13 protein-coding genes are annotated in these 15,047 nt (G+C 72.8%); 6 read left to right on the forward strand and 7 right to left on the reverse strand.

Annotated elements, in window-relative coordinates; all coding sequences use genetic code 11:
• The first annotated feature begins 151 nt into the window (after nucleotides 1-151).
• On the forward strand, nucleotides 152-769 hold the full coding sequence (locus ACFRAC_RS32305; protein WP_382936835.1) for an HAD family hydrolase: 618 nt from the start codon (nucleotides 152-154) through the stop codon (nucleotides 767-769).
• On the opposite strand, the gene ACFRAC_RS32310 is transcribed toward ACFRAC_RS32305, so the two are convergent.
• The gene (locus tag ACFRAC_RS32310) at nucleotides 754-1,005 is read right to left on the reverse strand and encodes a hypothetical protein (RefSeq protein WP_382936840.1); all 252 of its coding nucleotides are present in this window, start codon (nucleotides 1,003-1,005) and stop codon (nucleotides 754-756) included. The two genes, ACFRAC_RS32305 and ACFRAC_RS32310, sit on opposite strands and share 16 nt — an antisense overlap.
• Before the next feature lie 556 nt (nucleotides 1,006-1,561).
• Here ACFRAC_RS32310 and ACFRAC_RS32315 point away from each other — a divergent pair.
• Nucleotides 1,562-1,945 carry a cold-shock protein gene (locus tag ACFRAC_RS32315; protein ID WP_361341519.1) on the forward strand — a complete coding sequence of 128 codons (384 nt, stop codon included), beginning with the start codon at nucleotides 1,562-1,564 and terminating at the stop codon, nucleotides 1,943-1,945.
• Between the two features lie 30 nt (nucleotides 1,946-1,975).
• Here ACFRAC_RS32315 and ACFRAC_RS32320 read toward each other — a convergent pair whose 3' ends face one another.
• The 4 genes from ACFRAC_RS32320 to ACFRAC_RS32335 form a co-directional block, all read right to left on the reverse strand.
• Nucleotides 1,976-2,824, reverse strand: coding sequence for a 1,4-dihydroxy-6-naphthoate synthase (locus ACFRAC_RS32320; protein WP_382936851.1), 849 nt, complete (start codon nucleotides 2,822-2,824; stop codon nucleotides 1,976-1,978).
• The gene (locus ACFRAC_RS32325; RefSeq protein ID WP_382936856.1) at nucleotides 2,814-3,461 is read right to left on the reverse strand and encodes a futalosine hydrolase; all 648 of its coding nucleotides are present in this window, start codon (nucleotides 3,459-3,461) and stop codon (nucleotides 2,814-2,816) included. Before ACFRAC_RS32325 ends, ACFRAC_RS32320 begins: the two co-directional genes overlap by 11 nt.
• 23 nt (nucleotides 3,462-3,484) lie before the next feature.
• The gene (locus ACFRAC_RS32330) at nucleotides 3,485-3,961 is read right to left on the reverse strand and encodes a DUF2771 domain-containing protein (protein WP_382936859.1); all 477 of its coding nucleotides are present in this window, start codon (nucleotides 3,959-3,961) and stop codon (nucleotides 3,485-3,487) included.
• 92 nt (nucleotides 3,962-4,053) lie between these two features.
• Entirely contained in the window at nucleotides 4,054-5,481 is a 1,428-nt protein-coding gene (locus tag ACFRAC_RS32335) for an MFS transporter (protein WP_382936864.1), read from the reverse strand.
• Nucleotides 5,482-5,772: 291 nt separating this feature from the next.
• Between ACFRAC_RS32335 and ACFRAC_RS32340 the strand changes: the two genes are divergently transcribed.
• From ACFRAC_RS32340 to ACFRAC_RS32355, 4 genes are all read left to right on the forward strand, one after another.
• Complete coding sequence (locus ACFRAC_RS32340) at nucleotides 5,773-6,699, forward strand: DUF3027 domain-containing protein (RefSeq protein WP_382936869.1); 927 nt, start codon at nucleotides 5,773-5,775, stop codon at nucleotides 6,697-6,699.
• Nucleotides 6,700-6,808: 109 nt separating this feature from the next.
• Complete coding sequence (locus ACFRAC_RS32345) at nucleotides 6,809-9,931, forward strand: sacsin N-terminal ATP-binding-like domain-containing protein (protein WP_382936873.1); 3,123 nt, start codon at nucleotides 6,809-6,811, stop codon at nucleotides 9,929-9,931.
• Nucleotides 9,932-10,105: 174 nt separating this feature from the next.
• Nucleotides 10,106-11,041 carry a hypothetical protein gene (locus ACFRAC_RS32350; protein WP_382936877.1) on the forward strand — a complete coding sequence of 312 codons (936 nt, stop codon included), beginning with the start codon at nucleotides 10,106-10,108 and terminating at the stop codon, nucleotides 11,039-11,041.
• 178 nt (nucleotides 11,042-11,219) lie between these two features.
• A complete protein-coding gene (locus tag ACFRAC_RS32355) occupies nucleotides 11,220-12,128 on the forward strand; it encodes a hypothetical protein (protein WP_382936882.1) in 909 nt (302 codons plus the stop codon).
• A 16-nt stretch (nucleotides 12,129-12,144) separates the two neighbouring features.
• Here the strand turns inward: ACFRAC_RS32355 and ACFRAC_RS32360 are convergent, their stop codons facing one another.
• On the reverse strand, nucleotides 12,145-14,541 hold the full coding sequence (locus ACFRAC_RS32360) for an HAD-IC family P-type ATPase (protein WP_382936886.1): 2,397 nt from the start codon (nucleotides 14,539-14,541) through the stop codon (nucleotides 12,145-12,147).
• Nucleotides 14,542-14,638: 97 nt separating this feature from the next.
• Nucleotides 14,639-14,938: a DUF2530 domain-containing protein gene (locus tag ACFRAC_RS32365; protein ID WP_382936892.1), complete on the reverse strand. Its 300-nt coding sequence runs from the start codon at nucleotides 14,936-14,938 to the stop codon at nucleotides 14,639-14,641.
• Nucleotides 14,939-15,047 lie beyond the last annotated feature (109 nt).

Genomic DNA, 15,047 nt, shown 5'->3' on the forward strand with positions numbered 1-15,047 from the left:
CATGATCAGACGAAGGCCGCCCCCACATCCGGCGAATCCCCAGGTGAGCGACTCAGTTCGAGACACCGTTCGAGGCCGGAAGAAAAAGAACAAGCTAGGGGGCGGTGCCCGCCCGGGCCCGTGGGACGGCCGTGCGCGGTGGCTGGGCACAATGGCGCATATGGCACTCACCGTCGGCTTCGACCTCGACATGACCCTCATCGACTCCCGTCCCGGGATCCACGCCTGCTACCGGGCGCTGACCGAGCGGACCGGGACGTACATCGACGCCGACCTCGCGGTGACCCGGCTCGGGCCGCCGCTGGAGGAGGAGCTGGCGAACTGGTTCCCGGCCGAGCGGGTCGCGGCCGTCGCCGAGGAGTACCGGGCGATGTACCCGGCGTTCGCCGTCACCGCCACGACCGCGCTGCCGGGCGCCCGCGAGGCGATAGCCGCCGTACGGGAGGCGGGCGGGCGGGCGATCGTCGTCACCGCCAAGCACGAACCGAACGCCAAGCTCCACCTGGAGCACCTCGGTATCGAACCCGACGCGGTCGTCGGCGACCTGTGGGCCGAGCGGAAGGCCGTCGCCCTGCGCGAACACGGGGCGGGCGTCTACGTCGGCGACCACCAGGGCGACATCCGGGCGGCCCGCGCGGCGGGCGCGCTGTCGGTCACCGTGGCCACCGGGCCGTTCGACGCGGTCGAGCTCGCCGAGCTGGGCGCGGACGTCGTCCTCGCGGACCTGACCGGATTCCCGGACTGGCTGGCCGGCTACCGCGCGGCCTGACGCGCCTGACGCCGTCCGGCCGCGATCGACCGGAGCACCCCGGCGCCGGCGACGGCGAATCCGACGCCCATGAGCATGCTCAGACCGAACATGAAGGTCGGAAAGGGCGTCGTACCGAGCAGGAACGGGGCCACCGTGACCAGTGTGGCCACGGCGCCGACGAAGAAGACGATCGCGCCGGCCCGGATCAGCCGGTCGCCGGGCGCTGCGGAATTCGTTGGGGTCTTGTCACGCACCGGACCAGGGTAGTTCCCTGCGCGAGGGAACGACCCGGCGACGTCTCGTCACCGGCCCCGGGACCATCAGCCCGGGTACCGGCGGGTCGAGGTCGACCGGCCGCAGGTCTGCGCCACCTCGCCTGCCTCCGCACGGGGAAGTCCGGGAGTCCGAAGGCCAGGAAGACCGTAGGGAATTCCTCCGCCCCTGGCGTAAAGGTCTGGGCCTGGGACAAGAGGGCGGACGAAAGCGAAAGGGAATGGTGATCAGCCGTAACGTCATCCCGAAGAATTCCGACGGAAAGCGTTGGGGTTCGCTCGGAGCGCCCTCCTCACCGGCACTCTCGCCGGAAACCACCTGACTGCCGCCAAGGCTCTCGGAGTCTCCCGCGCCACGCTCTCCCGGCACGTCGGGTGGCCCCTCACGCGTCCTTCACCACCTTGAGCCCCTGCCTTCACCGGTAGGGGCTCAGTCTCGTTTTAACGCGTGTTCGGCTGGAGAGACCCCCGGTAGGCTGTCGCAACGGCAGATCAAGGGTGTCCGGCCAGTCCGGGAGCGATCGAGGGAGCGTGTGCTTTGCCGACTGGCAAGGTCAAGTGGTTCAACAGCGAGAAGGGCTTCGGCTTCCTCTCCCGCGACGACGGCGGTGACGTCTTCGTCCATTCCTCGGTCCTCCCCGCCGGAGTCGACGCGCTCAAGCCGGGCCAGCGGGTGGAGTTCGGCGTCGTCGCCGGTCAGCGCGGTGACCAGGCGCTGTCGGTCGTCCTGCTCGACCCGACGCCGTCCGTCGCGGCGGCCCAGCGCAAGAAGCCGGACGAACTGGCCTCCATCGTCCAGGACCTGACGACCCTGCTGGAGAACATCACGCCCATGCTGGAGAGGGGCCGTTACCCCGAGAAGAACTCCGGCAAGAAGATCGCGGGCCTGCTCCGGGCCGTCGCGGACCAGCTCGACGTATAGACGGCACGGGCGGGGGGATTTCCGGGATTTCTAGGGGAAATCCAGTGCGTGCGGGTCGAGGGGCGGAAGGAGCCCCTCGGCCGCCGCGCGGGTCAGCAGTCCGCGGACGGCCGCGTACCCGGGCTCCCCGAGATCGGCCGTGAACTCGTTGACGTACAGACCGATGTGCTGGTCCGCGACCGCCGAGTCCATTTCCTGCGCGTGCTCCATGACGTAGGGCCGGGAGATCTCCGGGTCGTCCCAGGCGGCCCGCACCGAGGCGCGGATCGCGTCCGCCAGCCCGGTCAGCCGCTCGGCGCCCAGCGACCGCTTGGCGATGATCGCGCCCAGCGGGATCGGCAGCCCCGTGGTGTCCTCCCAGTGCTCGCCCATGTCGGCGAGCTTGTGCAGCCCGTAGTTCCGGTACGTGAAGCGCGCCTCGTGGATGACGAGACCCGCGTCGACCTTGCCGTCGCGGACGGCGGGCATGATCTCGTGGAACGGCATCACCACGATCTCCCCGACGCCGCCGGGCACCGTGTCGGCGGCCCACAGCCGGAACAGCAGATACGCCGTCGACCGCTCGCTCGGCACGGCGACCGTGCGCCCGGCCAGATCGGTGCCGGGCTCGCGGGTCAGCACCAGCGGCCCGCAGCCCCGGCCCAGCGCGCCGCCGCAGGGCAGCAGCGCGTAGTCGCCGAGGACGTACGGCAGTACGGCGTAGGACACCTTCAGCACGTCGAACTCGCCGCGCTCGGCCATGCCGTTGGTGACGTCGATGTCCGCGAACGTGACGTCCAGGGCGGGGGCGCCGGGGACGCGGCCGTGGGCGAGGGCGTCGAAGACGAACGTGTCGTTCGGGCAGGGGGAGTAGGCGATCTGCAATGGGTCAGCGGTCATGTGGGTTCCAACTCCGGAGGACGGGGGTGATCTTCCCGAAGCCCTCGGCGAGCGCGGCCAGCGCGTCCCCGATCCGCCAGGCGGCGCGCTCGCGCGGGCCGACGGGGTTGGAGACGGCGCGCAGCTCCAGCACCGGGGTGCCGTGCGCGGTCGCGGCCTCGGCGACACCGAAGCCCTCCATGGCCTCGGCGAGGGCGGTGGGGTGGCGTTCGCGCAGACGGGCGGCGCGTGCGGCGGTGCCGGTGACGGTCGAGACGGTCAGGACGGCTCCGGGGCGGGCGCCCGTCGCGGACGCCACCTCGCGCACGAGCGCCTCGGGCGGGCGGTGGGTGACGGTGCCGAAGCCCAGCTCCGTGACCGGCAGGAAGCCGTCGGGGGTCTCCGCGCCGAGGTCGGCGGCCGTGATCTCGTCGGCGACGACGAGGGAGCCGACGGGCGCGTACGGCGCGAAGCCGCCGGCGATACCCGCCGAGACGACCAGCCCGAAGGGGCGGCCGCTCAGGGCGGCGGTGGTCAGGGCCGTGGCGGTGGAGGCGGCGGCGAGGGCCGGCCCGACACCGGCGGCGATCACCTCCGCGTCCGGCAGGTCGAGCACCCGGGACACCGCGTCCCGCTCGGCGGGGACCGCGGTGGCCACGAGGATCCGTGCAGCGGACGTGATCAGCTGTCCTTCTTCAGCTTGAAGGACCACAGGCCGGTGACGCCCCGCTCGCCCTCCTTGATGGAGACGAGCGTCGAGTTGCCGCTGGCGCCGTACTGGGCGTTGAAGAACACGCTGCCCGGGACGGTCCGGTAGGTCTTGGTGCTGGAGTCGGTGAGCGGCTGGCCGTTCATGAGGATGGTCCAGCCCTCGTCGGCGATCTCCGGGTCGACACCGAAGCGCACGGTCTCGTCCGGGTCCACCTTGATGGACTTGATGTCCTTGCCCTTCAGGCACTTGGCGAGGTCCGAGGTCTTCACGGTCTCACCGCTCTCGCCACCGCAGGTGGCCTCCGCGTGGACGGAGGAGGTGCCGACGGTCACCGTGGCGATCGGCGTCGGCTTGTCGCAGGCCGACAGGACGAGCAGTCCGGCGGAAACGGCGCCGGCGGCGGCGAGCGCGCGGCGGCGTCGCACAACGGATTGCAGCGTGGTCATGGGCGAAGGCTATCGGGCGTGTGTCGTGCGCTCTCCATGCGGGGGCGGCGTGCCGTGTGTCGGGCGTGGCACGGCCGCTCGCCCGGAGCCCCTCATTCGACCCGTGCCCGGGCGTACCCGCTGTGCCGGGCCGAGCCGAGCAGGCCCCTGACGGTGGTCAGCCAGCCGGTGGCGACGATGGCGGCACCGACCAGCAGCCCGAGCGAGCCGCGCAGCGGCAGCACGATGCCGACGGCTCCGCCGAGCACCCACGACACCTGCAGCAGTGTCTCGGAGCGGGCGAACGCCGACGTGCGCACCGACTCCGGGACGTCCCGCTGGATCAGCGCGTCTAGGGACAGCTTGGCCAGCGCCTGCGCGAACCCGGCGACCGCCGCGAGGCAGGCCACCATGACCGCCCCGAACAGGGCCGCCGCCGTGAGCGCCACGGCCATCACCAGGCCCACGACGGTCACGATGATGACCTCCGGCGCCCGGGATCTGAGCCAGGCGCCGACCGCCGTGCCCAGCGCGTTGCCGGTGCCGGCCGCCACGGCGACTATGCCGAGGGACACGGCGGCGCTCTGCCCGGACATCGGGTGCTCCCGCAGCAGGAACGCCAGGAAGAAGATCAGGAACCCGGACAGACAGCGCAGGGCGGCGTTGGCGCCCAGGGCGTGGGTGACCGCGATACCGACCGTGCGCAGGTTCGGGCGCTTGACGGGCTGCCGGTGCGGGCCGTGCAGATGCTGCTCGTCGGCGGCGAGCAGCGCCCGGTCCTCGCCCTTGGCCGAGTCGACCTTCGGGGGCAGCGTGAACGACAGGACCGTACCGGCGATGAAGATCACGAAGGCGCCGTACAGCGGCCAGCGCGGTCCGATCGCCTGCAGGCCCGCGCCGATCGGCGCGGCCACCCCGGTGGCCAGCAGCCCGCCCAGGGTGACCCGCGAATTGGCCTTCACCAGCGAGAACCCCGGTGGCAGCAGTCGGGGCACGACCGCGCTTCTGACCACCCCGTACGCCTTCGAGGCGACCAGCACCCCGAGCGCGGCCGGATACAGCTGCAGGTCACCGCTGACCACGGCGCTGGACAGGACCAGGGCGAGCAGCGCGCGGGCCAGCATCGCGCCCGCCATGGCGGCGCGCCGGCCGTGCGGGAGGCGGTCGAGGAGCGGGCCGATCACGGGGGCCAGGAGCGTGAACGGCGCCATGGTGATGCCCAGGTAGAGCGCGACCCGGCCGCGGGCCTCGTCGGTGGGGACGGAGAAGAACACGGTGGAGGCGAGCGCGACGGTGATCATGACGTCGCCCGCGCCGTTCACCCCGTGCAGCTCGATCAGCTTGCCGAGGCCCGACTCGCCCGCCCCGTGCGCGTGCGTGGCCTTGCGGATGCCGCGCGCCGGGCCGGTGAACGGGAAGTGCAGGGCACGGCCGATCGCGCGGAGGGAGCCGCGCCTCCGGCCCGATCCGCCACGTTGGTTGCGGCCGCCCCCGGGCCCACCGACACCGGTGGCTCCGTCGGGCTGCCTCGCGGTCGCCACCACGCAATAGTGCCCCGTAATGGGGGTGGCTAGTGCGGTTGCGGCGCGTATGGAGGCCACGGGCCGCCGCTCGGCGCGCATCGCGGAGCGCCGAGAAGCACCGTCGGTGTAGGCCCAGCGCCCGCGAACAGGTAGCGTGCGTATCTCAGCCATCCCGCACAATGGATGACGTAGGTGCGCCCGAGCGCGATTCGGACGCGGACGTCGACGCGGCCCACAGGTCCGCTCCGTCCGCTCCGCCGCCTTGAGGCACCCGCACCCGTAAGACGGCGTAGGAGAGAAGCGATACCTGTGAGCGCAGCGACCACGCGAAGCCGCACCCCCGATCGTCTGTGCGCCGAGGCCGTCGACCTCGCCCGGAGCGCCGCGGAGGAGGCCGCCGCACCCGGTGTCGTCGGGGAGCACGCGGGCGTGGTGTCCGAGGGCGACCGCGTGGTCACGCACTTCTTCGAGTGCAAGGAGCTCGCGTACCGCGGCTGGCGCTGGGCGGTGACGGTGGCCCGCGCCTCGCGCGCCAAGGTCGTCACGCTCGACGAGGTCGTCCTGCTGCCCGGCCCCGACGCCCTGCTGGCCCCCGAGTGGGTCCCGTGGAGCGAGCGGCTGCGCCCCGGCGACATGGGCCCCGGCGACCTGCTGCCCACCGACGCCGACGACCTGCGCCTGGAGCCCGGCTACACCGGCGTGGACGAGCCCGGCCCCAACGCGCCCGTCTCCGACGAGATGGCCGAGCTGGTCGACGCGGAGGACGCCGAAGTCACCGGCGGCACCCCGGCGAACCTGCCGATGGCCCCTTCCCGCGGCTCCATCGCCGCCATCGCGGACGAACTGGGCCTGCGCCGCGCCCGCGTCCTGTCCCGCTACGGCCTGCACCTCGCCGCCGACCGCTGGGAGGAGGCGTTCGGCCCGAAGACGCCCATGGCACAGGCGGCCCCCGCCACCTGTGCCACCTGCGCCTTCCTCATCCCGATCGGCGGCTCCCTCGGCCAGGCCTTCGGCATCTGCGCGAACGAGTTCTCCCCGGCCGACGGCCATGTGGTCTCCCTGACCTACGGCTGCGGCGGGCACTCGGAGGCGGCCGTCATGCCCAAGCCGCTCCGCCCGGCCCAGCCGGTCGTCGACGAGACCCGCGTCGACCCCTTCCCGCTGCGCCCGTCCCCGGACTCGGGCTCGGTCCCGGCCACGACGGACGAGGACTCGGCGGAACTCGGCCACTCCTGACGGGCGCCGCCCGCGGGAATCCCCCTCCTCAGGGGGCCTGGTCGGACGCCCCGCGCATCGGCCGTCCATGAGCGGTACCTTCGTCGCGACGGCGATGAGGAGTGTCAACGTGAGCAAGTTCGTGCGGCCCGCGGCCGAGGGCGCCGACCCGTTCGGTACGGCGCGTCTGCGGCGTGGAGTGCTGGACGCGTGGGCCACCAGCCCCGCCCGTTTCCGGGAGGACGCCAACGCCGAGGAGGACCTCGTCCTCGGCGGGTACCGGGACCGGCTGGTCGTCGAGCTCGCGCAGAACGCCGCCGACGCCGCCGGCCGGGCCGGAGTGCCCGGACGTCTGCGGCTCACCCTGCGCGAGGGCGTGCTCGTCGCCGCCAACACCGGCGCACCCCTGGACGCGGCCGGTGTCGAGTCGCTGTCCACGCTGCGGGCCTCCGCGAAACGGGACAGCGAGGCCGTCGGACGGTTCGGCGTCGGCTTCGCGGCCGTCGTCGCCGTCACCGACGAGCCCGCCGTCGTCGGACGCCACGGCGGGGTGCGCTGGTCGCTCGCCGAGGCCCGCGAGCTGGCCCAGGACACCGCCCGCCACAGCCCGGGACTGGGCGAAGAGATCCGGCGCCGGGACGGCCATGTGCCGCTGCTGCGGCTGCCGTTCGCCGCCGAGGGCACCGCCCCCGACCCGTACGACACCGTCGTCATCCTTCCGCTGCGCGACACCGCCGCCGCCGACCTGGCCGAGCGGCTGCTCGGCGCCGTCGACGATGCGCTGCTGCTCGCCCTGCCCGGCCTGGAGGAGGTCGTGGTGGAGATCGGCGACGCCCCGCCGCGCACGCTGCGCCGCCGCACCGAGGGCCCCTTCACCGTCGTGGAGGACTCCGCGTCGGGCGTCACCCGCTGGCGCACCGCCACGGCCCACGGCCCGCTCACCCCCGACCTGCTCGCCGACCGCCCCGTCGAGGAACGGCTGCGGCCGCACTGGTCGCTGACCTGGGCCGTCCCCGTGGACACCGCCGACGGAAGCCCCGCCCGCCCCCGCACCGCGCCGGTCGTGCACGCCCCCACCCCCAGCGACGAACCGCTGGGCGTGCCCGCCCTGCTCATCGCCTCGTTCCCGCTCGACACCACCCGCCGGCACGCCGCCCCCGGCCCGCTCACCGACTTCCTCGTGGAGCGCGCGGCCGACGCCTACGCCGGACTGCTCGCCGGCTGGCGCCCGGTGGACGAGGGCGTCATCACGCTCGTGCCCGGCCCGCTCGGCCAGGGCGAACTGGACGGCGCCCTGCGCCGGGCCGTCCTGGAGCGGCTGCCGCGGACCTCCTTCCTGCCGCCCGCCCTGCGCCCGCACGAGCCGGACTCCGAGCTGCCCGAGTCGCTGCGCCCTCGGGACGCCGAGGTCGTCGAGGGCGCCGGCGCCGACACCGTACGGGTGCTGGCCGAGGTACTGCCCACCCTGCTGCCCGCCGGGCTGGAGCGGAGGGTGGAGCTGCGCACCCTGGGAGTCGCCCGGGTGCCGCTCACCGACGCCGTGGACCGCCTCGCCGGGCTGGAGAAGGAGCCCGGCTGGTGGCACCGCCTCTACGACAGCCTCGCCGGGGTCGACCCGGACCGGCTGTCCGGGCTGCCCGTGCCGCTGGCCGACGGGCGCACGACCATCGGCCCCCGGCAGGTCCTGCTCCCCACCCCCGGCGGCACCTCCGTCGCCCCGGACGTCCTCGCCCGCCTCGGCCTCAAGGTCGCCCACCCGGACGCCGCGCACCCGCTGCTGGAGAAGCTCGGTGCCCTCGCGGCCACCCCGCGCGCGGTCCTGACCACGCCTCAGGTGCGGGCCGCCGTCTCCGCCTCCCTCGACGAGGACGGCGCGCCGAACTGGGAGGAGGACGCGCCCGACGCCGAGGAACTCGCCGACACCGTGCTCGCCCTCGTCCGCGACGCCGGCCTGGAGCCCGGCGACGAGCCGTGGCTGGGGGCGCTCGCGCTGCCCGACGAGGACGGGGAGCTCGCGGCGGCCGGCGAACTGGCCATGCCCGGCAGCGCCTTCGCCGAGGTCATGCGGGAGGGCGAACTGCCCTTCGTGGACGCGGAGCTGGCCGAGCGCTGGGGCGAGCAGCCGCTCGCGGCCTGCGGTGTGCTCGCCGGGTTCGCCCTGGTGCGCGCCACCGACGTCGTCCTCGACCCGGACGAACTGGAGCCCCGGGACGGCGACTTCGCCGAGCCCGACGACGCGGGACTGCTGGACGCGGTCGACGTGTGGTGCGAGGACGTCCTGGACCGGTTCCCGGACACCCCGGTGCCGCCGGTCGCCACCGAACTCGTCGCCGTACGCGACCTGGAGCTGGTCGACGACGACAAATGGCCGCAGGCCCTGGCCCTGCTCGCCCGGCCGCCGCTGAGGGACGCCCTCACCCAGCCGGTGCGCGTCCTGCTCCCCGACGGCACCCACGAGGTCGTACGGCCCTACACCGCCTGGTGGTTGCGCGGGCACCCGGTGCTGGACGGCCGCCGCCCCGCGGGCCTGCTGGCCGCCGGTGGCGACCCGCTGCTGCGCGGCCTGTACGAGGAGGCCGACGCGACCGGCTTCGACGACGAGCAGGTGCTGCGGGCCCTGGGCGTGCGCACCTCGGTCGCCGCGCTGCTGGACGAGCCGGGCGGCGCCGCCGAGCTCCTGGACCGCCTCGCCGATCCGGAGCGGACCGTCACCGTGGCCCAACTGCACGCCCTGTACGGGGCGCTGGCCGAGCTGGACCCGGAGCAGGTGACCCTGCCGGACGACCTGCGGGCCGTCGTGGACGGGCGGGTCGAGGTGGTCGACGCGGCCGACGCGGTGGTCGTCGACTCGCCCGACCTGCTGCCGTTCACCGCGGGCGTGCCGCTGCTGCCGGTGCGGCCGGCCCGGGCGGCGGAGCTCGCCGAGCTGTTCCAGGTGCGGCGGCTGAGCGAGTCCGTCACCGGCCGCGTGGACTCCGAGGGCACCGAGCACGAGGTGCCGGAGGCGGTGCGGGTGCTGCTCGGGGCACGGACCCCGGCGTCGTACGTGGAGCACGAGGAACTCGTCGTGGACGGCGTGGAGATCGACTGGCGGCTGACCGACGACGGCGTCCTGCACGCGGCGACCTTGGAGGGCGTGGCCGCCGGGCTTGCCTGGGCGGCCGGGCAGTGGCCGCGCCGCTTCGAGGTGGCGGCTCTGCTGGAGGATCCGTCACGGACCGCGGAGCTCGCGCGGGACCGCTGGTTCGACTGACGGACGCGCAAGGTCACGCGGCCACAAAATCTTCACCACGCGTACAACCATTCGTATCCGCCGGTGATCTGATCATGCGAGTCAACAGGCTCCACGATCACCTGGGCCGGCTCGCGGCCGTCCTCCTTCCGTGAGGACGGCCGCGGCCAGGCCCTCTTCCCACCAGGGGAGCGCATGCGCATTCGAGCCACTGTGGCCGCCGTCTCCGGCGCCCTGGCCCTCTCCGCCCTCGCCGTCCCGGCCGCGCAGGCCGACGGCGGTCCTTCGCACGGCAAGGACGCGATCCGCGAGGCCGTGCAGGCGGCACGGCAGGCGACCGGCAACTCCGCCCGCAGCACCTACGCCGCGCAGGACACGGGCTCGCCCTACGCCCTGGACCTCACCTTCTCCGGCGTGAAGGTCAACAACGGCAAGCCGATCGTCGTGGGCACCACCAACACGGTGACCGTCCCGGTGACGTACAAGGTCACGCACGCCGCGGACCTCGACCTCGACGCCCCGGAGGTCTTCCTGGACGTCGAGATCTACCGCGGCTCGTCCTACGCCGACGCGACGAACGTGCTGCTCGGCGACGACTGGCCGGTGTGCACGCCGACCACGTCGACGACCGCCACCTGCCAGGGCACCCTCGACATCTACCCGGGCTACGAGCTGACCAACGCCGACGCCACGTCGTGGAAGGCCGGCGGCTACGCCTACGACTTCAACGACCAGGACCCGATGTCGGACGACATCGACTGGGACCAGGTCGGCTTCGCCATGCAGGGCGACCTGGCGTCCACGAGCCTGCAGCGCTACTCGAAGCTGACGGTCAACGCCTCGCCGGAGCCGGTGACGAAGGGCAAGACCATCACGGTCACCGGCAAGCTGTCCCGCGCCAACTGGGACGACGGCAAGTACCACGGCTACACCAACCAGCCGGTGAAGCTGCAGTTCCGCAAGAAGGACAGCAGCACCTACACCACGCTGAAGACCATCAAGTCGAACTCGACGGGTGAGCTGAAGACCACGGTCACGGCCACCGTCGACGGCTACTTCCGCTACTCCTTCGCGGGCACCTCGACGACCCCGGCGGTCAGCGCCGCGGGTGACTTCGTCGACGTGCGCTAGCCGCGGAGCGCCAACCCCCGGAAGCCGTCCGGGGGTTGGTGACGAAGGTCACTGAATTCCCCCGCGGGTGAGACAACCGGCACCGGCGGGCGCGTATCTGATCACATGGGTCAACAGGCCCCCGATCACCCGGGCCCCGTCGTGACCAGCGGGGCCCCTTTCCGTACCAGGGGAACGCATGCGCATCAGAGCCACCGTGGCCGCCGTCTCCGGCGCCCTGGCCCTCTCCGCCCTCGCCGTCCCGGCCGCCCAGGCCGACGGCTCCTCCGTGGGCCGCGCGGACGTGGCGAAGGTCCGCCGTGCCGCCGTCGCCACCACCGGCCGTGCCGCGGCCGCCGACGGCAAGCCGTACGCCCTGAACGTCTCCTTCTCCAACTTCAAGATCGCCAAGACGGTCGCGGTGGGCACCACCAACCACGTCTCCACGGCCGTCAGCTACACGCTGACCCACGGCGCGGACGTCGACATCGCGGCCGACGACTTCCTCACCGACCCGATCCTCTACAAGGGCTCCCTCACCGCCCCGGAGAACCGGCTCTACGGCGACGAGCCCGCCACCTGCACGTCCACCTCCGCGACGACGGCCACCTGCACGGGCACCATCGACGTCTACCCGGCCGCGAGCGAGCTGATCAACTCCGACGCCGGCAGCTGGAAGGCGTCGGCGGAGGCCACCGCCTTCAACGGCGAGGACCCGGACGCCGAGCTCTTCGACATCACCAAGGTCGGCTACCAGAGCCAGGGCGGCCTGGGCACCACCCTCCTGCAGCGCTACTCCAAGCAGACGGTGGACGCCTCGCCGGAGCCGGTGGCGAAGGGCAAGACCATCACGGTCACCGGCAAGCTGTCCCGCGCCAACTGGGAGGACAACAAGTACCACGGCTACACCGGCCAGCCGGTGAAGCTGCAGTTCCGCAAGAAGGACAGCAGCACCTACACCACGGTGAAGACCGTCACCACCAGCGCGACGGGTGAGCTGAAGGCCACCGTCACCGCCTCCGTGGACGGCTACTTCCGCTACACCTTCGCGGGCACCTCGACGACCCCGGCGGCCACCGCCGCGGGCGACTTCGTCGACGTGCGCTAGACGCACACCCCGCGACTCAGCACGGGACCCGGCGGTCGACCCACTTCCACAGGAACTCCAGGGCGACCGCCGCCACCGCCGCGATGCCCACCGCGACCCACGGCAGCGTCGTCCCGACCAGCCGCAGCGCGAAGAACTCCTGCAGCCAGGGCACGACCAGCACCAGCAGGAACGCGAAGCCCATCGCGGCCACCAGCGCGATCCGCCACCAGGTGTACGGGCGGGCGATGATCGCCAGCACCCAGATCGAGACCAGGAACAGCGTCAGGGTGGCCGCGCTGGTCTCCGCGGGCAGGCTGTCCGCCCCCGAGTAGTGGTGGCGGGCGATCAGATACGTCGCGAACGTCGCCACCCCCGCCACCACGCCGCCCGGGATCGCGTAGCGCATGACCCGCCGCACGAAGTGGGGCTGCGCCCGCTCCCGGTTCGGCGCGAGCGCCAGGAAGAAGGCGGGGACCCCGATGGTGAGCGTGGACAGCAGGGTCAGATGGCGCGGCAGGAAGGGGTACTCCACCTGCCAGAGCACCACCATCAGCGCCAGCAGCACCGAGTAGACGGTCTTGACCAGGAACAGGATCGCCACCCGGGTGATGTTGCCGATCACCCGCCGCCCCTCGGCCACCACCGACGGCAGCGACGCGAAGCTGTTGTCCAGCAGCACGATCTGCGCGACGGCCCGGGTCGCCTCCGACCCCGAGCCCATGGCCACCCCGATGTCGGCGTCCTTCAGCGCGAGCACGTCGTTCACGCCGTCGCCGGTCATCGCGACGGTGTGCCCGCGCGACTGGAGCGCCCCCACCATGTCCCGCTTCTGCTGGGGGGTGACCCGCCCGAAGACGGTGGCGTTCTCGATGGCCTGCGCCATCTCGTCCCGGTCCCGGGGCAGCCGGCGCGCGTCGACGACCGTCCCGGCCAGCCCGAGCTTGGACGCGACCGCGCCCACCGAGACCGGGTTGTCCCCGGAGATCACCTTGGTCCGGACGTTCTGCTCGGCGAAGTAGCGCAGCGTGTCGGCGGCGTCGGGCCGCAGCCGCTGCTCCAGGACGACGAGGGCGGCCGGTTCGGCGCCCCGGGCGACCTCGGGATCGTCGAGCTCGCGGTGGGCGCGGGCGAGCAGCAGCACCCGCAGGCCCTGCTCGTTCAGCCGGTCGGCCTCGCCGAGCACGGGGTGCCCGTCGGGGAGCAGCACGTCGGGCGCGCCCAGCAGCCACGTCCCGGTCTGCCCGTCGCCCTCGCTGAAGGTGGCGCCGCTGTACCTGCGGGCGGAGGAGAAGGGCAGGACGGCGGTGCAGCGCCAGTCCTCCGGGTCGGGGAAGGCGGCGATGATCGCCTGGAGCGAGGCGTTGGGGCGGGGGTCGGACGCGCCGAGGGCGCCGAGGACCGTGCGGACGTAGGGCTCCTCGAAGCCGTCCAGCGTGCGCAGGGCGGTGACGTCCATGCCGCCCTCGGTGAGGGTGCCGGTCTTGTCGAGGCAGACGGTGTCGACGCGGGCCAGGCCCTCGATGGCGGGCAGCTCCTGCACCAGGCACTGCCTGCGGCCCAGCCGGATGACGCCGATGGCGAAGGCGACGGAGGTCAGCAGCACCAGCCCCTCCGGGACCATCGGCACGATGCCGCCGACGGTCCGGGCGATCGAGTCGTCGAGGTCGTTCTCCTTGACGAACAGCTGGGTGATGATCAGGCCGATGGCGGCCGGGACCATCATCCAGGTCACGTACTTGAGGATGGTCGAGATGCCCGACCGCAGCTCGGAGTGGACGAGCGTGAACCGGGACGCCTCCTCGGCGAGCTGGGCGGCGTAGGCCTCACGCCCGACCTTGGTGGCCTGGTAGGCGCCGCTGCCGGCGACCACGAAGCTGCCGGACAGGACCGGGTCGCCGGGCCGTTTGACCACCGGGTCGGCCTCGCCGGTGAGCAGGGACTCGTCGATCTCCAGACCGTCGGCCTCCACGCACACCCCGTCCACGACGACCTTGTCCCCGGGCCCGATCTCCACCAGGTCGCCGAGGACGATCTCGGAGGTGGCGATCTCCACGGCCACCCCGTCGCGGCGCACCGTGGGCCGTGCCTCGCCGATCACCGCGAGCGAGTCCAGGGTCTTCTTGGCCCGCCACTCCTGGATGATCCCGATGCCGGTGTTGGCGAGGATGACGAACCCGAACAGGCTGTCCTGGATCGGCGCGACGAACAGCATGATCAGCCAGAGCACGCCGATGATCGCGTTGAAGCGGGTGAAGACGTTGGCGCGGACGATCTCGGCCATCGACCGGCTGCTGCGCACCGGTACGTCGTTGACTTCCCCCCGGGCGACCCTTTCGGCCACCTCGGCCGCGGTGAGTCCGGTCGCCGCGACGGTGCCGGAGGCGCTGTGCACGGGGTGGTCCACATCGGTGCCCGCGTCGGCATGCGTCATGCATTCGACGGTACGTGCGCGTGCGGGAGTTCACCCGCCGAGTGCGCGGAAGTTCCGACCGGGGGAGGAGCGGGCTCGTACCAGGGGTGGACGGCCGCTATTCGGCGGAGGGGGCCGCCGGCTGCTCGGTGCGCGCGCCGGAGGTCTCCTGGTGCGCCGCCGCCCGCTTGAGGGCCGCGTCGCGCCTGCGGACGTACCAGATGCCGATGAGGCCGAGCCCGCCGCCGGCCAGGCAGGTCCACACCCACCAGGTGTGCCCGTGGTCGTCGAACCAGCCGTAGAACGGCAGCTGCGCGACGAAGAGGACGAACCAGATGATGGTGCCGCTGGTGATGGTCGCGACCACGGGGCCCTCCAGGGGCTCCGGCGCCTCGTGCTTGGGGGTCCACTTCGCCATGCGACACAGCTTACGAGGTGATCAGGTCTACGCGCGGAGATGGCTCTTCCGGGCTTTATATGTTCATACTGAAACTGTCTGAGTCTGACCACTTCTCTTCGTAGGAAAC

The organism is Streptomyces sp. NPDC056628, from assembly GCF_042792555.1.
Taxonomy (GTDB): Bacteria; Actinomycetota; Actinomycetes; order Streptomycetales; family Streptomycetaceae; genus Streptomyces.